17 protein-coding genes are annotated in these 21,512 nt (G+C 46.4%); 15 read left to right on the top strand and 2 right to left on the bottom strand.

The genetic code is table 11. The features are described from left to right. The first annotated feature begins 7 nt into the window (after nucleotides 1-7). The 3 genes from GA0116948_RS08600 to GA0116948_RS08590 all read left to right on the top strand — a co-directional run bounded on the left by GA0116948_RS08600 (nucleotide 8) and on the right by GA0116948_RS08590 (nucleotide 3,487). Nucleotides 8-1,549, top strand: a complete 1,542-nt coding sequence (locus GA0116948_RS08600; protein ID WP_165798357.1) for a SusD/RagB family nutrient-binding outer membrane lipoprotein — start codon at nucleotides 8-10, stop codon at nucleotides 1,547-1,549. Nucleotides 1,550-1,608: 59 nt separating this feature from the next. Further along, a complete protein-coding gene (locus tag GA0116948_RS08595; protein ID WP_089711087.1) occupies nucleotides 1,609-2,388 on the top strand; it encodes a LamG domain-containing protein in 780 nt (259 codons plus the stop codon). A gap of 85 nt (nucleotides 2,389-2,473) precedes the next feature. After that, nucleotides 2,474-3,487, top strand: a complete 1,014-nt coding sequence (locus GA0116948_RS08590) for a glycosyl hydrolase family 18 protein (protein ID WP_089711085.1) — start codon at nucleotides 2,474-2,476, stop codon at nucleotides 3,485-3,487. Nucleotides 3,488-3,749: 262 nt separating this feature from the next. Here the strand turns inward: GA0116948_RS08590 and GA0116948_RS21240 are convergent, their stop codons facing one another. Continuing rightward, entirely contained in the window at nucleotides 3,750-3,917 is a 168-nt protein-coding gene (locus GA0116948_RS21240; RefSeq protein WP_165798358.1) for a hypothetical protein, read from the bottom strand. Nucleotides 3,918-3,949: 32 nt separating this feature from the next. Between GA0116948_RS21240 and GA0116948_RS08585 the strand changes: the two genes are divergently transcribed. The 9 genes from GA0116948_RS08585 to GA0116948_RS08545 all read left to right on the top strand — a co-directional run bounded on the left by GA0116948_RS08585 (nucleotide 3,950) and on the right by GA0116948_RS08545 (nucleotide 16,060). Beyond that, on the top strand, nucleotides 3,950-4,516 hold the full coding sequence (locus GA0116948_RS08585) for an RNA polymerase sigma-70 factor (protein WP_089711084.1): 567 nt from the start codon (nucleotides 3,950-3,952) through the stop codon (nucleotides 4,514-4,516). A gap of 96 nt (nucleotides 4,517-4,612) precedes the next feature. Then, nucleotides 4,613-5,743: a FecR family protein gene (locus GA0116948_RS08580; protein ID WP_089711082.1), complete on the top strand. Its 1,131-nt coding sequence runs from the start codon at nucleotides 4,613-4,615 to the stop codon at nucleotides 5,741-5,743. 266 nt (nucleotides 5,744-6,009) lie between these two features. Beyond that, nucleotides 6,010-9,564 (top strand): SusC/RagA family TonB-linked outer membrane protein, encoded by a 3,555-nt coding sequence (locus GA0116948_RS08575; RefSeq protein WP_165798359.1) that lies wholly within the window; start codon nucleotides 6,010-6,012, stop codon nucleotides 9,562-9,564. Between the two features lie 11 nt (nucleotides 9,565-9,575). After that, nucleotides 9,576-11,030: a RagB/SusD family nutrient uptake outer membrane protein gene (locus GA0116948_RS08570; RefSeq protein WP_240619152.1), complete on the top strand. Its 1,455-nt coding sequence runs from the start codon at nucleotides 9,576-9,578 to the stop codon at nucleotides 11,028-11,030. Between the two features lie 15 nt (nucleotides 11,031-11,045). Continuing rightward, nucleotides 11,046-12,152: a TlpA disulfide reductase family protein gene (locus GA0116948_RS08565; protein ID WP_089711078.1), complete on the top strand. Its 1,107-nt coding sequence runs from the start codon at nucleotides 11,046-11,048 to the stop codon at nucleotides 12,150-12,152. Nucleotides 12,153-12,177: 25 nt separating this feature from the next. Continuing rightward, a complete protein-coding gene (locus tag GA0116948_RS08560) occupies nucleotides 12,178-13,293 on the top strand; it encodes a TlpA disulfide reductase family protein (protein WP_089711076.1) in 1,116 nt (371 codons plus the stop codon). Nucleotides 13,294-13,464: 171 nt separating this feature from the next. Next, nucleotides 13,465-14,121 carry a TetR/AcrR family transcriptional regulator gene (locus GA0116948_RS08555; protein ID WP_123891713.1) on the top strand — a complete coding sequence of 219 codons (657 nt, stop codon included), beginning with the start codon at nucleotides 13,465-13,467 and terminating at the stop codon, nucleotides 14,119-14,121. 70 nt (nucleotides 14,122-14,191) lie between these two features. Continuing rightward, nucleotides 14,192-15,469: an MFS transporter gene (locus GA0116948_RS08550; RefSeq protein WP_089711071.1), complete on the top strand. Its 1,278-nt coding sequence runs from the start codon at nucleotides 14,192-14,194 to the stop codon at nucleotides 15,467-15,469. A gap of 27 nt (nucleotides 15,470-15,496) precedes the next feature. After that, nucleotides 15,497-16,060: a cysteine hydrolase family protein gene (locus tag GA0116948_RS08545; protein ID WP_089711069.1), complete on the top strand. Its 564-nt coding sequence runs from the start codon at nucleotides 15,497-15,499 to the stop codon at nucleotides 16,058-16,060. A gap of 134 nt (nucleotides 16,061-16,194) precedes the next feature. Here GA0116948_RS08545 and hemN read toward each other — a convergent pair whose 3' ends face one another. Then, entirely contained in the window at nucleotides 16,195-17,631 is a 1,437-nt protein-coding gene (gene hemN, locus GA0116948_RS08540) for an oxygen-independent coproporphyrinogen III oxidase (RefSeq protein ID WP_240619153.1), read from the bottom strand. A gap of 69 nt (nucleotides 17,632-17,700) precedes the next feature. Here hemN and GA0116948_RS08535 point away from each other — a divergent pair, with 69 nt between their 5' ends. The 3 genes from GA0116948_RS08535 (at nucleotide 17,701) to GA0116948_RS08525 (ending at nucleotide 21,472) form a co-directional block, all read left to right on the top strand. After that, nucleotides 17,701-18,411: a Crp/Fnr family transcriptional regulator gene (locus GA0116948_RS08535; protein ID WP_089711065.1), complete on the top strand. Its 711-nt coding sequence runs from the start codon at nucleotides 17,701-17,703 to the stop codon at nucleotides 18,409-18,411. A 99-nt stretch (nucleotides 18,412-18,510) separates the two neighbouring features. Further along, the gene (locus GA0116948_RS08530) at nucleotides 18,511-19,050 is read left to right on the top strand and encodes a hypothetical protein (protein ID WP_123891714.1); all 540 of its coding nucleotides are present in this window, start codon (nucleotides 18,511-18,513) and stop codon (nucleotides 19,048-19,050) included. A 1-nt stretch (nucleotide 19,051) separates the two neighbouring features. Continuing rightward, nucleotides 19,052-21,472, top strand: a complete 2,421-nt coding sequence (locus GA0116948_RS08525) for a heavy metal translocating P-type ATPase (protein WP_089711061.1) — start codon at nucleotides 19,052-19,054, stop codon at nucleotides 21,470-21,472. Nucleotides 21,473-21,512 lie beyond the last annotated feature (40 nt).

The raw sequence follows: 21,512 nt of genomic DNA, 5'->3' as shown, positions 1-21,512 counted from the left end.
GATAACAATGAGACGTAACAGGTATACGCTTTTCCTCTTCATAGCTACGGCATTGTTGTTCAGCAGTTGCACCAAGAACTTCGATTCCATCAATACCGACCCTACCAAAGGCAGCAGCATTGCGCCCGGGCAGCAACTGGCCTCCGCTGCTTATTATTTGAACGGTGGCCGCGAAATGGGGTATCCCAACCTTTACCTTTTACTGCCCAGGGTACAATACCTGAACGGCAGTTGGGGCATGCGTTCGGGTAGTAAATATATTCGCGACGACTTTTACGACGAACGAATTTGGGAAATATTTTACGGCAAAAGCGTCAAACAATTAGTAGACATGATCGAGCGTATAAAAGGCGACTCGGCCCTGGTGAACTATGTTGCAGCAGGCCGTATTCTCAAGGTTTATATCTTCTCCGTACTTACTGACAACTACGGCGACATTCCTTACAAACAAGCCGGCATGGCATACTACGACAAGGTATACACGCCAGTGTACGATAAGCAAGAAGATATTTACCCTGATTTTTTTAAAGAACTCGATGAAGCCACCGCTCAATTCAACAACAGCAGCGATCCTATTTCAAATGATATCGTGTATGATGGCGATATTAATAAATGGAAAAAACTGGCCAATTCCCTGCGCCTGCGCCTGGGCATGCGTCTTAGCAAACGCGATCCGGCTACGGCGGCCATCCAGGTAAAGAAGGCTTTCGACGCCGGCGTAATGGCCAGTGCAGACGACAACTTCAAAATTATTCACGAAGCCTACAATTTCCCCGACCTGCGCGGCAATGGACTGAGCCAAGCCTTACAGGAAGAACAAACCTATAATTATACCATTGGCTGTAGCACCTTCGTGGATTACCTGAAGGCAGAAAACGATCCCCGTATTGCTTCCTTCTTCGTAAACAAAGACGCAAACGGAGCCGATATTACCGCCAAAACAAACTACCTGTCCATAACCCCCGGCTTATATTGGTGGGATAACTGGTCTGATTATGTAGCGCCGGACGGCAGTTCCATTCCCCAGGGCAACAAATACACGCTGATAGCATCGCCATTTTATGCCTTGCAAGCTCCTTTCCTGCATATGGGATATGCAGAAACAGAACTTCTACTGGCAGAAGCCGCCGCCCGTGGATGGATATCCGACAACGCCAACGACCACTACCAACTGGGCATCCGTGCCGCGATGAAACAGTTGGAAATATATCCTGGCATGGTACCGGTAAACAGCGCCGCAGTTGACGCTTTCGTAACAGCACACCCTTTGGACCCGGCTACGGCAATTGAGCAAATTAATATGCAGAAATGGGTAGCCCTATTCCCCAATGGATATGAAGCCTTTGCCAACCAACGCCGCACCGGGTACCCCGTACTGGCACCCATTGAAGACGTAGGCGGTGAGTCGGAAACCGGTGGAAAACCCTTCCTCCGACTGTTTTACCCGAGTACAGAAGCGTATAACAATACGAACAACTATAACGATGCGATAGGCCGCATTGGCGGGAAGAATGACTGGATGCAACCGGTGTGGTGGGACAAACAATAACGAGCAAACGGATAGCCCAATAGACTAAAACAATTCTCATTCATTAAAATCCATTATCCATGAAGCAATTCGCATTGATATTGCTGATGTCCGCTGCATGCTATAGCTGTAGCAAAGAATCAACAAAGACCACTGAAACCTCCAATAATACAGCCCCCCGCGCTGCGCTTACGGACCGTACGATTTCCTTTAGTGGGATTACCTGGACGGTTCGCAGCGAAAGCGGAACCAGCGGCCCTGGCCCCAACTACTGGAGTAACAGCTCCAGCAGTGTATGGGTGGATGAAAATGGCTGGCTACACCTGAAACTACGCAAAGATGCCTCCACCGGACATTGGCTTTGCGCAGAAGTATACTCTAATTCTACCTTTGGCTACGGTACCTATTCCTGGCAGGTAGAAGGCCGTGTAGACCTCCTCGATAAAAACCTGGTATTTGGCCTGTTTAATTACAAAGCCGGAGCAGATGGATTTCACGAAGTGGATATTGAATTTTCACGCTGGGGTAACTCCAGCTATCCAAATTACAACTACACCGTGTACCCCTCCACCACGCACACGCCAGCGTCGGTATCCGCCACTAATGAGTTATCACTCTCTGGCACTTATACCACGCACACTTTCACCCGCACCAGCTCTGCGGTATCTTTCAAAGGTTACCACGGCTTTACCAATGCCGCCGCCAATGCTTTCTTCCCTTGGACCACGCCTTCCGGCTTCCCGGTAAGCAGCCTGTCACTCCCCATACACATGAACCTATGGCTGGTAGATGGTGCAGCACCATCCAATGGTCAGTCTGTAGAGCTGATCGTTCATAACTTTACCTTTACACCACAGTAATAGAGAACAAATATCCGTTTGCTGAAAACGCTATACACGCCTACGGTATAGCGTTTTCTTTTATTGAACTCTTCAACATGTACAGATGAAAAATACCTGCCTTCTTTTTACACTTCTCCTGGTGGCCACTACAGCCTGCTCTAAAGGTATGCATCGCAATGCCACCTATCCACCCACAGATAGTATGCGTATACTGGGTTACTATAACAGCGACAACCATTGGTATGAAAATATCAGCGGGTTAGATCTCACCAAACTGACAGATCTGAACATCGCTTTCTTAAATCCCAACACAGCCGGCACTTTTAGCGACTACAACCTCGAAAACCTAGAAAAAGTAGTAGCACTTGCCCATGCAAAAAAAATCAGGGTGTACTTCGCCATAGGCGGCGGCAATCCACCCGCTACACTGGCCTCACAGCTTACCCCGGCTAACCGGGCCGCTTTTATAAACAACATTATACAACTAGCCAACAACCTTAATTTTGACGGTGTAGATGTAGACCTGGAAAACAACCTGATCACAGACGATACCGCAAGGTATGGCAGTTTTATACGCGAGGTATCGGCCGCACTGAAAGCCCATCACAAACTACTTTCTGCGGCACTGGTAACATGGAGTAGTGGTCCCAGATATATTGCCACAGCCACTTTGCAGCAATTCGACTATATCAACATTATGTCGTACGACTCCACCGGTGTATGGAATACCCAAAAACCTGGGCAACATTCAAGCTATACGCTGGCGATAAATGACTTCCAGTTTTTTAGATCACGCGGTATCCCGGCTCATCGACTACTACTGGGTGTACCCTTTTACGGATACGCGTTTGGCCCGGGTTATCCGTCGCCAGACAGTGATGGCAGCTTCACCTACCGCGACATTGTACATAACTTCCCCGGATCAGAAAACCTGGATACCGTGGTAGTGCCAGGTAAGGGTACCATTTACTACAATGGCTTGCCCACCATCCAACAGAAAGCGGCCTATGCCAAAGCGCAGGGTGCAGCCGGTATCATGATCTGGGAACTACAGCAAGATTTACCTGCCAGCGACACAAAATCACTGCTATCGGGCATCTATCGAACAATACATTAAGCATTTTAACTAGCACATTTTTAAGTACCGTTAATGATTTTTTATAAAAGGATATTGCATATAAATAAGTTATTTATAAATCCGTTATTCCGGATAAATTTATCAAGGACAACGAATTTCCATCCTTAAAATTACTTTGCACCGAAAGCAGTTAAATAGTTTTGCCACCGGATTGTTCACATTTTGCGGAAGTATTAGCGACATAGGGAGCATTCATTATATTACTACATGGTTATTTTTTCAGGAAATACTAGCCCATATGCTATGGCGGCCTGGATATATCGGGGCCGTTTTGTTTGGTCAGGTTAAACACAATGCAGGCATTTACTGCCAGCGTCCAGATGGGGGTCAGGATGGAATAAATGACCTGGCAGGAGCCATCCGGACAACCCCTTTTTATTATTTTATCTATGGTTAGTATTAAATTCATAACGATTTATCGTAACTTCCATTGTTTAACAGGTGGAGAACTTTGTACAATATACCGATCAACAATTGCTGTCCTTATTAAAGGACAGCAGCCAAGGTGCTTACACCCAAATCTACGATCGTTACCACGGGCTGTTATATATTTATGCCTGCAAAATCACAAAGGAAGAAAGCGAAGCCGAAGATATTGTACAGGATGTGTTCGTGTACCTGTGGGATAAACGAAAAACAATAATATTTGAAAAGTCTTTGTCAGCCTATCTTTATAGCGCGGTCAGGTATAAATTTTTTGATTTACTGGATCACAAAAAAGTGAGAACAAATTATAGCGCCTCCTTCCAAAACTTCACAGAAAATTTTCCAGTCCAGGCAGATCAAATCTTGCGGGAAAAAGAACTTTCAGCGCTTATTGAAAAGGAAATAGCATGCTTGCCCGACAAAATGCGGAATGTCTTTGAACTTAGCCGAAAACACCATTTGTCGCATAGAGAAATCGCTGAAATCTTACATATTTCTCAAAAAACGGTAAAAAATCAAGTCAATAACGCATTAAAAGAGCTTCGCGTAAAGTTGAGTACACTCTTTACGTGGTTGTTTTGACCCATACTTATTTTTTTAAAAAAAACAGCATTTGAGCTGGGCCCTCACTCCTTTTAAACCTACATATATCAAAATCGTCTTTACGGAAGGAGGTAAATGGAACGAAAATACTCACCCGAAGAATTAATTAAACGTTACCAAGCAGGAACCTGCAACGAGGAGGAGAAAGCCCTTGTTGAAAGTTGGCATATCCATGACTTGTCGCAAAGTGATTTTATGCCTTCCTTTCAAAGTATAGAGCGGGCCAATGCAAAAACGCGTCAGGCCATCATGGCACATACCCGCGAATACACTGTTGTTCTAAAAATATGGCCGCGTCTTGCGGTGGCTGCCTCTTTGTTAATCTGTTTAGGCATTGCAGCCTATATTTTTTCAACTAAATCAACTATATCCGTTGTAAAGACCACTCAGCTACCCGATATCGCACCGGGTGGAAATAAGGCGATCCTCACTTTATCCAATGGCAGGCAAATTAATTTGTACGGCGCTAAAAATGGCGAACTTGCTTTAGAGGGCCAAACCAGTATACATAAGACTGCAGACGGCAACGTAACCTACCGGCCAGCTACGGGCCAGGCAAGTGCCATCGATATAGTGGAATATAATACGATGAGCGCGCCCATTGGTGGCCAATACCAATTGATACTGGCAGATGGCACCAAGGCGTGGCTAAACGCTGCATCTTCCATCAAATATCCTACAGCTTTCCCCGGGAAAGAACGAAAAGTAGAAGTTACCGGTGAGGTATACTTTGAGGTGGCGCATAATGCGGCTAAACCCTTCATCGTTGTTGCTAACGAACAGGTTGTCGAGGTGTTAGGAACACACTTTAACATCAATGCCTATCCCGACGAAGCAAACGTTAAGACAACGCTACTGGAAGGATCGGTGAAAATTGTAGCAGGAAAAAATAGCGTGGTTATCAAACCCGGGCAGCAATCAACCACCCGGAGTGGTCGAATAACCGTTGGTCCGGCAGACCTTGACGAAGCGGTAGCGTGGAAAAATGGGTACTTCCAGTTTAAGGATGAAAAGATAGCAAGTATTATGCGCAAGCTTTCCCGCTGGTACAATATTGATGTCCAATATGAGGGAAAAGTTTCTGAAGAGGGTTTTAATGGTGCAATATCCAGGTTTAAAAATATCAGCCAAGTTTTAAAGATGCTTGAGAAAACCAAAGTCGTTCATTTCAAAATAGAAGGAAGGAGGGTCACTATTACCCAGTAAAATTATTGGGCCGGCGAGTTATAAAACTTGACGAAGGGCATCTTGTGCCCCGCCGAAATTGACAAATAAAAAAAGTCATTCCGAGTCAACCCGGAATGACTTGTAAGGAGTCTTCATAAATAACTTTAAGTATTTAAGAACCGCGTTAAGCCGCTCATCTGGACAATGCATAGGCAATACGCAAAACTCACTCTATACAAATGTACAAATCTTATCTTAGGATTTTTGTGCAGCCGCCCGGCTGTACCCGTCAAATTATGCTGACTATGAAGTTAACTATCCTTTTTCTGATCACGGCCATCCTCCAGGTTAGCGGGTCTGCGCACGCACAAAAAGTTAGTTTATCGGAAAAGAATGCCCCTTTAGAACAGGTTTTCTATAAAATACGGGTGCAAACCGGTTACGACATCCTATTTACCACCTCTTTACTAAAAGGCGCAAAGCCTGTAACCATTACGGTGAAGAACGGCGATCTGAACGATGTGCTAAAGCAGATTTTTGAAGGACAATCTCTGGAATTTTCTATCGAAGATAAATCGGTGGTTGTTTCACAAAAACCCAAAACGGTGCTGGAAAAATTCAGCGATGTATATGTCCTGCCCATAGATATCCATGGGCGGGTAATCAGCGATTCTAGGAGCATACCGCTCGTTGGCGCCACCGTTATCAATAAGATGAACAAGCATGCCGTGATCACAGACAGCAACGGAATGTTTCAATTCACCAATGAATCGCCTGAAGCGGTGTTAGAAATCTCATTTGTAGGCTACGTTACGCAACAGGTAAAAGTGACCCGTGAAAACGCGGCTAACGTTACTATTGTTATGAAAGCCAATACGAGCAATCTTCAGGAGATCGCCGTGGTATCAAACGGTTATCAAACCATCGCCAGGGAACGAAGCGCCGGCTCATTTGCCAAACCAGATATGAGCATCATCGAAAACCGTTCCAACAGTATGAATATTTTACAGCGTTTAGACGGATTAGTACCTGGCTTAACGATTAATAACGCCCCGGGACAAACCCCTTATTTGATCAGGGGTTTAACAAGCGTATCCATCAGTCCGGCCCCTTTGTACGTAGTGGATGGCATTCCCCTCACAGACATTTCCAACATCAACCCGCAGGATGTTGCGGATATTACTGTACTGAAAGACGCCACGGCGGCTTCTATCTGGGGATCGAGGGCAGCCAACGGTGTAATTGTTATCGTTACCAAAAAAGGAACCAGGAGCAGTAAGCTTAAGGTTTCTTATGATGCCTTTGTTAATATACAGGGCAAGCCAGATATCAATTATTTCCCGGTATTAAATAGCCAGCAATTTATACAGGCTGCCAGGGAAACCTTCGATCCGGTTGCTTTTCCTTATGCCACTGTTACCTCCTTTCCATCGGCAGGTGCCGGACTGGCCCCTCACGAGGATATCTTATATAACCAGTATCTGGGCAACATCAGCGCTGCACAGGCCAATAAGAGCCTCGACAGTTTGGCGGCTATCAGCAATAACCACCAGATCAAAGACTTGTTTTATCGCAATGCGTTGCTGATGAACCATACGCTCTCTGTTTCAGGCGGCCAGCATAATTATGGGTTTTATGGGTCCATGAGCTATACAGATAATCAGTTAAGCGGTCCCGGGCAAACAAATAATACTTATAAAATTAACCTGCGGCAGGATTTTAACGTTGGCAGGCGTATCCAACTTAATCTGATCACCGACCTCACCGAGAACGCTACCAGCACGCCACGTAACATCAGCCCTACCGATCAGTTTTATCCATACCAGTTATTCCGGGACAATGCAGGCAACAATTTATCAATGCCTTTTATGACATCGTTGCCCGAGGCCACCAGGATCGATTTCCAGACGCGCAGCCGCATTAACCTGGACTATAACCCGCTCAATGAAGTGAATTACGGATACACCAAGACCGATATGCTAACCAGCCGTAATATCTTAGGCGTTAATGTGAAACTAATAGACGGGCTGACCTTTGAAGGCAGTTATGGTTATATTAAAGGCAATACCCGTACGCGTAGCTATGATAGCGACAAAAGTTTTAAGGTGAGGTCGCAGGTGGTACAATTTACCATAGCACCCACGGCTGCTTCCACACCAGTATATAATATGCCGGCAACCGGTGGTAATTATTCGGTGACGATGTTGAATCAGCAGAACTGGACTGTGCGCAACCAATTAGATTATAATAAAAATTGGGGAAACGGGTTACATCAGTTGACTGTTTTGGTAGGCCAGGAAGCGCAGGAACAATATAGTGTTACCAATGTCAGCACCGTATACGGCTGGAATCCATCGCTGCAAACAAGTGGGCTGGTAGATTATAAAACCTTGGCCTCGGCCATTGGCGGCGTGGTTTGGCCCAATTACGTAGCAAGCTATAGCTACCTGAGTACTCCTTACACCGTAGGCCAGTCAGAAACGCAAAGCCGGTTTTCTTCTTATTATGCTAATGCCGCTTACACCTTTAACCATAAATATACCGCCAACGGCAGCTACCGGGTAGACCGGAGCAACAACTTTGGCCTGGATGCAGCTGCACAAAACAAACCAGTTTGGAGCGCAGGCGCCAAATGGCTAATCAGCGACGAAGCATTTATGAAGCGGGTGAAATGGGTAGATAATCTGGCCTTGCGCGCCACCTATGGCCTGACAGGCAATGCCCCCACTCCGGGTACCGCCGCTTCTTATGATATTATAAGCGCGTCTGGTAGCAGTTTTCTACCAAATGGCAGAGGATTGAACATTTACACCCCGGCAAACAGGAAGCTAACCTGGGAAAGCACCGCTACGATAAACCTGGGACTCGATTTTGCCGTACTGAACAATCGTTTAAGTGGCTCGGTAGACGTTTACCGCAAGAAAACAGATAATTTATTGGGTAATGTAATGATTAATGGATTTACAGGATATACCAACGTTTTTGGCAATCTGGGCAACCTTCAAAATAAGGGGATTGAAGTTAGCCTGAACTCGGTAAACATACAGCATAAAGATTTTAGCTGGTCTACCATGCTAAATGTTGCCTATAACAAAAATAAGATCACCAGTTTAAACATCAATACCTCTCCGATAACCACGGGCAGTCAAATGATATCCCAACAGTTTTTGACGGGCTATCCTGGCTATGCATTATTTGCTTACCAATTTGCAGGCTTGGACAACCTGGGAGATCCACAAGTTTTCCTGACAGATGGTACGGTTACTAAAACGCCCAATGTACCCACAAAAACGGACGTTAAATACATGGGCAGCTCGCAGCCATCTTGGAGTGGAGGCTTTTCCAACAACTTCAACTATCGTTCTTTTGGGCTTAGCATCAACGCTATTTTCAATTTGGGAGATGTGATGAGGAGGGATGTCAATAATTTTTATTCCGGAAGATTATCGCACAATACGCTTGGGGCCGGCTTTACCTCCGGCAATGTTAGCGCCGAATTTAACAACCGGTGGCAAAAGCCAGGGGACGAATCTTTTACTAACGTGCCATCGTTTGTAGCCAATTCCACCTTGAGTGATTCCCGGCGCGATGTTGCCTATTATACCCGCGCAGACGTTAATGTGGTGAGTGCATCCTTTATAAAATTGCGGGATATTAATTTAACCTATAGCCTGCCGCAGTTTTTACTCAAAAAAATTAATGCAGACCAGATTACCTTCCGCGCAGGAATATCCAACTTGATGCTTTGGAAGGCCAACAAATATGATATCGATCCGGAATTTCAATATGCAAGTGGCGGCACCAGAACGATGCCAGCCAGCCAGCGCGCATTGTCGTTTGGTTTAAATGTTAGATTTTAAAATAATCAGGAATGAAACATAATCATCTATATAGCAAAGTTGCGCTCATCGTAATGCTGGCGGTATTTTCCTGCACCGGCTGTAAAAAAAGCTTTCTGGAGACCGTGCCCAAAGGGAAATTAGTGGCCCAGACAGTATCTGACTATGACGGGCTCTTAAATACGCTCAATTTGTTAAATGTTCTTAGTGCAAATGCACAAATCAACATGGGCGATGAGGTAGCGGCGGTAGAGCCTTATTTTACCGCATCGGTATTAAAAACGCAGGCAAGTTTCCGGTGGGAGCCAATGCTGTACCAACCCTCTGATGATGGTGGTGAAACAGTGGTACCCTTGCAAAACATTTACCTTTATAATAAAATAATAACCGAGTTACCTGGCGCTTCCGGCGGCACCGACCAGCAAAAACTTTCCATAGCAGCAGAAGCCATGGCCGGCCGCGCGTGGACCTATTTTTTGCTGATTAATTACTATGGAAAACCTTATAGTACTTCTACCGCAGCAACAGATCCAGGATTTCCTATTATACAAACAGCCGACGTTACCACAACTACCTTCACCAGAAAAAACGTTCAGCAGGTGTACGACTTTATTATTAACGACCTGGTAACGGCTATCCCAAACTTGCCTGCGCAGATAACTTACCGTACCCGTATGTCTAAAGCCGCAGCCGAGGCCATTCTGGGGAAAGTATATACCTTCATGGGCCGCTTTAAAGACGCATTGCCACTTTTAAACGCTGCTATTACTGATCTGGATAACCAGGCCATCCCGGTAAGGCTGTACGATTATAACGTGGAATTTAATACCGGGGGCACTTTTTTACCGATTAGCCTTATAACGGGCCCTTCCTATCCTTTGCTGCCGAATAATTACGAGAATGTATATGCGAAACAAATTGTTAATCCCTGGACCTTCAATAATAATGAAATTGTGATTAGCCCACAAACTGCTGCTTTATTTGGTGCTACTGATTTACGATTGAAATTTTATGCTAGCTCCACCTATTCTTCAAGGTTGCCTTACCCGGTCGCCGGACTAATGAGAAAGCAGCAATCATCTCAGACACAAATCGGTGTGTTGGTGCCGGAACTCTATTTACTTAGGGCCGAATGTAAATGCAGGACCAATGACCTGGCAGGCGCTAAAGCAGATGTGGAAACGTTGCGCGGGAAAAGAATGCCCGCCGCAGACGCCATGATTCCTGCTGCCATTGCTGGTGCGCAAATGCCTTTACTTAATTTTATACTCGACGAGCGTGTGCGTGAATTTGCCGTGGATGGCTTCCGGTGGTTTGATATGCGCAGGCTATCAGTAGACCCCCTTTTCCAGGGAAAAACCTATACACATGTTTTATATGCTGAAACTGGAGACACCACGCAATTTCAGCTATCACCAGAGCGGCTTGTTTTACGCATTCCGCAAAAACTAATGGATCAGAACCCTGGCCTTGAAAATAATCCATAATTAAAAAAAGTATTCATGCGAAAAATAATTTTAGCATTGGTTGGCCTGTTGCCGCTTGCAGGAATGGCGCAAAGCGGATATACCATATCCGGTAAATTGTCCGGATTAAACGTACCCGCAATGGCCTATCTTGCCACGGTACAAGGCAGTGCATACAAAGACAAAGACTCGGTGGAAGTTAAAGATGGCGCATTTCGCTTTACTGGAATGGTTGCGGAGCCTGAACCAGCATTAATCGCTATCCGGCAAAGCGGGGGGACACCCGCCACGCAGAACGATCAGTTGAGTTTTTTTTTGGAAAATACGAATATCTCCATTACTGGTAACGATTCCATTAAAAACGCGATCATCAGCGGCTCAGTAATCAATAAAGATAAACGGGAATTGGAAGCATCGATCATGCCATTAATCCAAACCATTAGTAAACTTAATCATGCATTCAGGGGGAAGCCGAAGGATGAAGCCTTTAAAAAAGCCTCCGACAGTGTGAGCAGATTGGTAGCAGAAATCAAAGACAATCAGTTAAAATTTGTCGAATCGCACCTTAATTCTTTTATGGGTTTATACACCTTTAACATTAATATCCTTGACGCTCATTTCGATCCGGCAACGGCAGCACCACTATTTCATCAATTTTCACCCGCCCTCCAATCGTCGCCACTGGGCAAACGCACCCTCGAAAAAATCGAGATCGCAAAAAGGCGCCAAACAGGCATAAAAGCAACCGATTTTACACAACTTGATATAAATGGTAAACCTTTTAAACTGTCCTCATTGAAAGGGAAATATATATTGGTAGATTTTTGGGCCAGTTGGTGTGCGCCATGCCGGGCCGAAAACCCCAACCTTTTAAAAGCGTATCAGCAAATGAAGGGGAAAAACTTTGAAGTGGTCGGCGTATCCCTCGATCAGGACCAAAAATCCTGGGAGTATGCTGTGAAAACAGACCAGCTTCCCTGGATACACGTCTGTGACTTGAAAGGATGGAAGAACGAAGTTGCTGAGATGTATGGGATTACTGCCGTACCGCAAAACCTGCTCATCGATCCGGAGGGGGTAATTATTGCGAAAAATCTTCACGGCGAAGACCTTATCACTAAATTATCAGCTTTAATCAAATAACGCCTGCTAGGCGCAAAATACGGCCATGAAAAAAGTACTTATAACAATACTTAGCCTGATACCTTGTTGGGTAGCCGCTCAGGATAAATTTGAAATATCAGGCAAATTTCTGCATGCAGGAAGTAATAAAATGGTGATGTTGACCTACGTAAATAGTGAAGGAAAAATTGCAAAAGATAGTGCAGTATTAAAAAACGATACGTTCAGGATCGCTGGCACCACAGCGTTTGGCAATAAGTCGTATCTCGCTTTGGTACCGCTTAAGGACAGCCTTACCCATCAAAGGCAATCAGATGAACAGACATTCTATCTGGAGAAGGGTAAGTATCGTGTAACCGGCACAGACAGTATTGCCACAGCAAAAATTACAGGTGCCCAAGCTCAAACCGACTATCTTTTATTTTCCAGTGAAATAGATACGCTGATCGCACAATACAAGGCACTCACAGCACGGTATTATAAGGCAAGAGCTGAGAAAGATACTGCTACACTGCAACAAATAGCAGTAGAAGGCAAGCCCCTGGGCATTAAGATAAATGCCACGATTGATTCTTTTATTTTCCACCATCCGGATTCTTATGTAAGCCTTGACTTGGTGGTTTCCGAAAAAGCATCTGTCATTGACCAGAAAAATTTCGATCCCTTTTATAATGTGCTCAGCAAAAGGGTGCTGGCGAGCTTTTCAGGGCAAAAATTGATGGCCAAGTATGAAAAGGCCCGGCAACTGTTCATTGGCCAGCCGTTCGACTTTACTCAGGAAGATGCGGAAGGAAAACTGTTTAAGCTTTCCTCCTTACGTGGCAAGTATGTTTTGGTCGATTTTTGGGCTAGCTGGTGCGCGCCATGTCGTGCAGAGAATCCACATTTGCTGAAAGCTTACCAGGCGCTTAAGAATAAGAATTTTGAAGTAGTAGGCGTATCCCTCGACGAGAAAAAAGCCAATTGGCTAAAGGCAATAGCTATGGATGGAATGCCCTGGGTGCAGGTAAGCGACCTAAAAGGCTGGAAAAGTGAGATTGCGATTAAGTACAGTATTACGGCAATTCCGCAGAATGTCCTCATCGATCCCAAAGGGGTTATTATTGCCAAGAATCTGAGAGGCGAGGATCTAGATAGCCAGCTTGCAAAATTGATTAACTAATAAGGAAGGCATCGACAAGGTAAATAATATTTCAATGTAATTAACCCATACTACTGGCCGCTGCGGTACCTTACACCGCACAGCGGCCTTTTTTATGCCCCCACTGCGCCTGGTTTTAAACCTTCTTTAGTAACACAACTAACAATAAACTTCCTGACAAAATTTGATTTTTTGTCAGTAATATCTATCTTTGCAGAAAGCGAAACTTTTATGGCATCTACCCTGCACATACAGGATGAAATCCTTCCTGAACAAATTCTCCAGGCCACCCTGCAGTTATACCTGAAGCATGGGCTGAAGAAGGTAACCATGGATGACGTATCAAAAGTGATCGGCAAAAGCCGGAGCGTTCTTTATTATTACTATAAAAACAAGGACGAGATATTTGACGCCGTGATGGAAATGCTGATCCGTAACGTAGTAGCGGAGATTAAGCAGGCGGTAGACAAGGCCAGGTCTATACAGGGTAAAATACGCGCATTTGGCCTGGTAAAAATTAAAGTGTCGGAAGACAAACAAGCAGTTTTTGCAGCCATGGAATCCGGCATGAACGCCGATGAAATATCCAGGCATACCAAAACCATTAATGATATACATATTCAATTAATGAATGCAGAATCAGACCTGCTCAAAGCGGTTTTTGCAGAAGGCATGCAGAAAGGGGAAATCCGTCCGTTAACAGCCATGGAACAGGATACCCTTATCTTTATCCTGCTCAGCGGCATCCGGGGCATACGGCGGGAAATGAGGAACAAAGAAGATTTCAGCCATTTAAAACCAACGGTAGATGTGCTGACGGCCATGACGATGAAGTGGCTGAACGGTTAAAATTTTTTTTGCAGCAAAACTGACATTTTATCAATTATTGTCAGATAGTTCATAAAAAAGGATTTATTATATGGCAGGTTTAAGCAACATGAGCATGTTTAAGGCATTCAGAAGCTCTAATTACACCTTATATTTTTGGGGACGTTCAGTTTCCCAGTTTGGTACCTGGATGCAGCGCACGGCGGTGGTTTGGGTGATTTATTCGCTTACCCACTCTGCTTTTATGCTAGGACTTACCATATTTGCCGAGCAATTTCCCTCCTTTTTCCTCTCTATTTTCGGCGGCATTGCTGCCGACCGGTACAATCGTTATACCATTATTGAATTATGCCAGGTTGTATCCATGATACAGTCTGCCCTGCTGGCTGTACTGGTTATGACCGGGCATTATGTGATATGGGAAATTCTTACCCTGAGCGTTTTACTGGGCATTATCAATGCATTTGATATTCCTGCCCGGCAGGCCCTCATTCACGAGGTGTTATATGAGGAATCCGACTTGCCCAATGCACTTTCTTTAACGTCTGCCATGGCCAGCCTGGCCAAACTGCTAGGTCCTGCCCTATCCGGCATCATCCTTGAAAAATGTGGGGCCAGTATTTGCTTTTTGTTAAATGCGGCTAGTTTTGGCGGAGTGATGATTTCTGTTATGCTGATGAAATTGCCGGCCTATAAGCCACCTGCCATCAAGAAGAAGGTATTTGCAGATTTGTACGAGGGTTTTGCTTATCTTGTAAAAACCCCCTCCATAGGATTGGTTATTTTAATGCTGGCCATTGTAAGCCTGCTGGTGATGCCGTACGATACGCTGATACCGGTATATGCAAAAGTAATTTTCAAAGGCAATGCAGCTACTTTTGGATATATCACCAGTTTTATCGGCGTAGGGGCTGTGTGCGGCACCATCCTTATGTCGTTCTTAAAAAAAGGAGCCAATCTTAAAATGCACTTGCTGGTAAGCATTGTTATCCTGGGACTGGGACTGATCGCTTTTTCCCATACCAGCTATTTCCCACTGGCTATGTTATTTGCCACCATTACGGGTTTCGGCACCGTGGCCCAGGGTACGCTGAGCAATATAATTATTCAGTCGGAAAGCCCCCATGAAATGAGGGGCAGGGCTATCAGTATTATGATCATGGCCATGTTTGGTATGCTGCCGATAGGAAGCCTGGTGGTAGGAGCATTATCACAAAAAATTGGCGCGCCCAATACCCTGCTATGCCAGGGAATCATAGGGCTGGTAATAGCCGCCGTGTTTTTTAATATACTCCGTATACCCAAGGCGGTTAATATCCCTGCATTGCAGGCAGATGAAACGGAGGAAGCTATCATTGAAAAAGTATAAATCAATTCATCAAATAAAATTCGAATAATGGAACCATCTGTAAAAACAGCATTACTGGTCATGGACATGCAATCGTCGGTATTGAGTAATCATGCAAACGCCCCTACCCTGGTGGCTAATGTATCGAAAGCCATTGCACACGCACGGCAGCACAGCATACCTGTCATTTTTATAGCCGTGAGTTTCCGGGCAGGACTTCCTGAAGTAAGTGCCAACAACAAGGGGTTTTCTACCTTCTTACAAAAAGAGCAGTGGACGCCCGAGTTTGCAACGGAGCATGTGAAAATTCATCCAGGCCTGGCGGTACAGCCAGCAGACATAATGGTGGTGAAACGCCGGGTAAGTGCTTTCACTGGTAGCGACCTGGAAGTAATATTGCGTTCCAACAACATACAGCACCTGGTACTTACGGGATATGCCACCAGCGGCGTAGTACTCTCCACCCTGCGGGAAGCCGCCGACAAAGATTACCAGCTTACAGTACTGGAAGACTGTTGTAATGATTGGGATGAAGAAGTACACCGGGTTTTAACGACCAAAGTCTTTGTATGGCAAGCAGACGTACTTCCCCTGGCGCAATGGCTGCAATAATGCCTTCATAATCTTAATATCCCCAGCGGATGGTAAGGCTTTGATGGGATGAACGCACGCCGGAAAAACAGCGCCAGAAGCCATTCTACAAAAAAATCTTTTTCACGCAACACATCAGCCCTGTAAAAAAAGCCCTACACCGCCCGGGCATTCATAGGACGGGTGCCACCGCCTTCCCGCCGCTGCGCTTGCAACTTCATATCAAAGGCACTGCACACGTTCCGGATAAATTGTTTTCCTATATGCGTTACCGTTAGTACATTTCCTTGAAGGGTCACCAGGCCATCTGCTTCCAACCCGCGCAATTCCGGCAAGGTATATTCTTTTAACCAGTCAAGGTCTGCCCCCAGCAAGCGGGTACGGCCTTTGCAGGCAATATCCAGAATATATTTTTTGCAAGACAAATCGCGATGGTCCAGTAAATATCCTTTGCGGATGGGCAGGATATTTTCGCGCACCGAGCGGTAATATCCTTCCAGCGTTTTATCGTTTTGGGCAAAGGCGTCATTACTGCCACTGATAGCAGACACGCCCAGCCCCAGCAACAGCGGGCTATCCGACACCGTGTAGCCCATAAAGTTGCGGTGCAGACGTCCCTCTATTTTGGCCATGCACAGCTCATCATCGGGCAGGGCAAAATGATCCATGCCTACATCCTCATACCCATTTTCCAAGAATAATTGTTTGCCCAGGTGGTACAACTCCAGCTTCAACTCCGCCGGTGGCAGGTCGCTTTCATCGAAAAGTCGCTGCCCTTTTGCGGTCCAGGGTACATGGGCATAACTGTAAAAAGCCACGCGGTCTGGACGCAGGCTAATGCAATCCAGCACCGTATGGGCCATACTATCCAGCGTTTGCAGGGGCAGGCCGTAGATCAGGTCATAATTTACAGAAGTATAACCGATGTCCCTTGCCTGCTGGGTCACCAGTTCCACCGTTTCAAAAGGCTGCATGCGGTTTATTATGCGCTGCACCAGCGGATCATTATCCTGCACACCGAGGCTCAGCCGCCGGAAACCCTTATTATACAATACCCGGAGATGGGCCACCGTTGTATTGAGCGGGTGGGCCTCCACGCTAAATTCGTGCTGCGGGTGTAACTCACATCCATCCAGCAGCTTATCCAGCAGGTATTCCAGCCGTTGCGCAGAGAAAAAAGTAGGCGTGCCCCCACCCAGGTGCAGGCTGCGTACCACTGGCGCGTCAGGCATTTGCAACCGGTACAGTGCCCATTCTGCCAGCAAGGCGGAAATATATTCTTCCTCCACGTTGTGGTTAGTGGTAATCCGTTTATTACATCCGCAATAGGTACACAGCGATTCACAAAATGGCAGGTGCAGGTACAGGGCAATGCCTTCCCTGGCATTCACCTCACTAAAGCAGCGCAGCCACGCAGCATTCCAGTCGCTGGTAGCCATACCTTCCTTCCAGTAAGGCACCGTAGGATAACTGGTGTAACGGGGTACGGGTACATTATATTTTTGCAGCAAGTCTAACGCAGCGATCATAACATTAAGGTATGTATCGCAAACATAGCCCAGGCAAAAAGGTGGCTCAATGATTTTCGTCATATTTTCAAATGATTAAATCCGCCAACTTTGGGCGGTGCATATAGCGCCTTACCCACAACCGCTCATTATATGAAAACATACTGCGTTGTATCCGACTGCCAGCACTGCGAACAGCACCTCACTTCCATCCTGTGCAAATCCAGCGAGCAATACCTGGAACTGTTTAATCTGCAAAAAGTAAGCAGCCATTATAAAAAGGGACAGGTAATTTTCAACGAAGGGGCCTATCCATTTGGTATCTATTGCATTAACAACGGCAAAATCAAACTTTCCCGCCAGGGCGACGATGGCAAGGAACACATTACCCGCCTGCTGAGGGGAGGCGATGTGCTGGGCTACCGCGCCCTGCTGAGTGGCAGCCGGTACAATGCTTCTGCTGTAGTATTGGAAGATACTCAGGTATGTTTTATTCCGAAAGACCTATTCATTACCGCCCTGAAAAACGATGTCGTATTATCGTTTGAAGTAATGAAACTACTCAGTACGGAGCTACAGCGCGCCGAGCTAAAAATCACCCACTTGGCCCAGAAACCGGTGCGGGAGCGGCTGGCGGAGACCTTATTATTTATCAAGGAAACCTATGGTTATGAAGCAGATGGCGCTACACTCAATGTACGCCTCTCCCGTGAGGAAATCGCCAACCTGGTAGGTACCGCTACAGAATCCACCATCCGTTTGTTATCTGAATTCCGGAAAGACGGCCTGATAGAACTGGATGGTAAAAAGATCAGCTTCATGAACGTAAACGCCATCGTAAAAACCGCCAACCTCCAGGACTGACCATGATCATAGTCCGGTATGATAAAAATCATACCGGCTGCTAACCTCCACCCTTCCGCGCCGCCGCCCATCAGTCTACTTTGCAATAAATTCCCTTTTATGCAAATGACGCCCGCCGATCATGAACTGCAAGCATACTCTACCGAATCGCTTTGTGAACTGATCGCAGAAAGATACCACACCCACATTAGCCAGGCCTGCATGCACCTGCAGGACCACGTGCTGCACAATACCTACATTCTTTCCCTACCCGACACTAACGTAGAACTGGCCCATCTGCTCTTCGCCAAAATGCAGGACGAGCTTAAACACCTTTTCCTTAAAGAATCCGGTATTTTATTTCCCTGCATCCGCAAACACTTTGCCGGCAACGATTCCTGCAATGCACCGCGCTGCACTAAATACACCGTTATCCAAACCATTACAGACCAGCAAATGCAAATACTTTCCCTGCTCAACCGCATTAAGCGACTGCTGCTGCTGGACGATATGCTGTATATAAAAAACACAGCGTTGAAAACCTGCCGCGACCAGTTCATCGCAATGGAGGCCGACATCCGCCAGTGGATGTATATAGAACAAACCCTGCTCTTTCCCTGGTTAGATTCCATGTATTGTATCACAGCTTCAAAATTATAAGATGGCGGTAGTTACACAGGCTAAATGTTATCATTGCGGCGACAATTGCGGCCACTTTCCCATACGCATACAAGACCACTCTTTTTGCTGTGAGGGATGTAAAACCGTGTATGAGCTATTGCAGGCGCACGACATGGGAGATTATTACACCCTGGCCAATGCGCCCGGCATGTCCCAAAAAGAAGAAGTCCGTAAAGACAAATTTGCCTTTCTGGACCAGGCATCTATTGCGCAGGCGCTGCTACAGTATCACGACGATCAGGAAACCCATATCGTCCTTTACCTGCCACAAATACATTGCAGCAGTTGTTTATGGCTGCTGGAAAACCTGCACCAGCTCCATGCCGGTATTGCCAGCAGCCGCGTAAATTTTGCCCGGAAAGAAGCAAGCATTATTTTCCATCACCAGCAGATCAGTTTACGCGAAGTGGCAGAACTACTCTCCCACATTGGATACGAACCCGCCATTAGCTTACAGCAATTACAGGGGCAGTCCAAGCCCGTTATAGACCATACTAAACGGTATAAACTGGGTGTGGCGGGTTTTTGCTTTGCCAACATTATGCTGTTTAGCTTCCCGGAATACCTGGGCATTGATAGCAATGACGAACAGTTGCGCCACCTGTTCTGGTGGATGAACGTGGCCTTGAGCATACCCGTTGTTTTTTACAGCGCCTCCGAATTTTATGTGACCGCCTGGAAAAATCTCCGCCATGGATTTCTTCACATAGACCTGCCCATTGTAGCAGCCATCATCGTTACCTTCGCGCGCAGCCTGTATGAAGTATTTACCCAAACCGGCGGCGGTTACTTCGATTCTATGAGCGGCATTGTATTCCTCATGCTGGTGGGCCGGGTATTGCAGGATAAAACCTACCAGCAATTTAATTTTGAAAGAGATTATACTGCCTATTTCCCCGTAGCGGTAACCCGGCTAAGTGAGGGGCAGGAAAGAGCCGTAGCCCTGCCAGACATCCACGTAAACGACACCTTGCGCATCCATCATGGAGAGCTCATTCCCGCCGATGGCATCATCATGTCTGGCAATAGCCAGATCGATTATAGTTTTGTAACCGGCGAAAGCATGCCCGTGCTGAAAGAAGCAGGGGAGATCGTATACGCTGGCGGCAAATCCATGGGAGGTGTAGTAGAACTGCTGGTCATAAAACCCGTAGCCCAAAGTTATCTTACCAGCTTGTGGAACAAAGCCGAAATGAAGGAAACACCCCCTGTCCAAAAATCATTCGTACACCTGCTCAGTAAATATTTTACCGCAGGAGTATTTGCCATTGCCACTGCCGCCGCCCTGTACTGGCAACTGCATAATGCCGCCAAGGCCTGGAATGTATTTACCGCAGTGCTTATCGTGGCCTGCCCCTGCGCGTTATTGCTGAGCAATACTTTCACCAACGGTAATATACTGCGCCTGCTGGGTCATCATGGCTTTTACCTGCGCAATGCACAGGTGATAGAAAACCTGGCCAAGAGCGACTTCATCGTATTCGACAAAACCGGTACACTAACGGATACGCGGCAGCAGCAGGTACACTTCGAAGGGGATGAACTCACCTACCAGCAAAAGCTACAACTCGCCACCCTGGCTGCACAGTCGGGCCATCCACTTAGCAGGGCCATTGTGGCTCATCTAAATATGCCTGCCCGCAGCACCATAACCGGTTTCCTGGAAATCCCAGGAGAAGGCATGCTCATGGGACGCGGTGAAGAACAGGTAGCCATGGGCGCGCGCAAATTTATCGTGGGAGACGCCACCCCTTCCGACCCCAACACCTCCGTATACGCCTCCATAGGTGGGCATTTGTTAGGATGCTTCCGCATACATAATCAATACCGTATCCGCATAGACCAATGCCTGCTGCAACTCAAAAAAAATTTCCGCCTGGCTGTAATCAGTGGCGACAACAACGGCGAAGCTTATCCACTGCAACAACTGCTAGGCACGGGAACGGATATACGTTTTCGTCAAACACCAGCCAGTAAACTGCGATTTATCCAATCCCTTCAGGCCAAAGGACACCAGGTAATTATGGTGGGCGACGGGCTTAATGATGCAGGTGCGCTCAAGCAGGCCCACACCGGCATTTCGGTAAGCGATCATCACAACAACTTTACACCCGCCAGCGATGCCATTATTGCCGCTGCATCGCTCCCCCTCCTGCCGCAACTACTGCGGCTTTGCAGGGCCAACCGATACATCATCCTGTTTGCTTTTTTCATATCCATCCTTTATAACCTCGCCGGCATTTACTTTGCAGTTACGGCACGCCTCTCTCCTATGATTGCGGCCATACTTATGCCGTGCAGCAGCATCAGCATCGTAGCTATTACGGCAGGTTTCAGCAACGGGCTGGCCCGCCTGACACTGCTCAATAAACCAACTGACGAAAGTCATACAGCTGCATAAATAAACTCATTGCCCTCCGTGCTGCAACAGGCTAATTTTA

The organism is Chitinophaga costaii (genome assembly GCF_900094705.1).
Classification (GTDB): domain Bacteria; phylum Bacteroidota; class Bacteroidia; order Chitinophagales; family Chitinophagaceae; genus Chitinophaga; species Chitinophaga costaii.
This window is presented reverse-complemented; position numbering and strand designations above follow the sequence as displayed.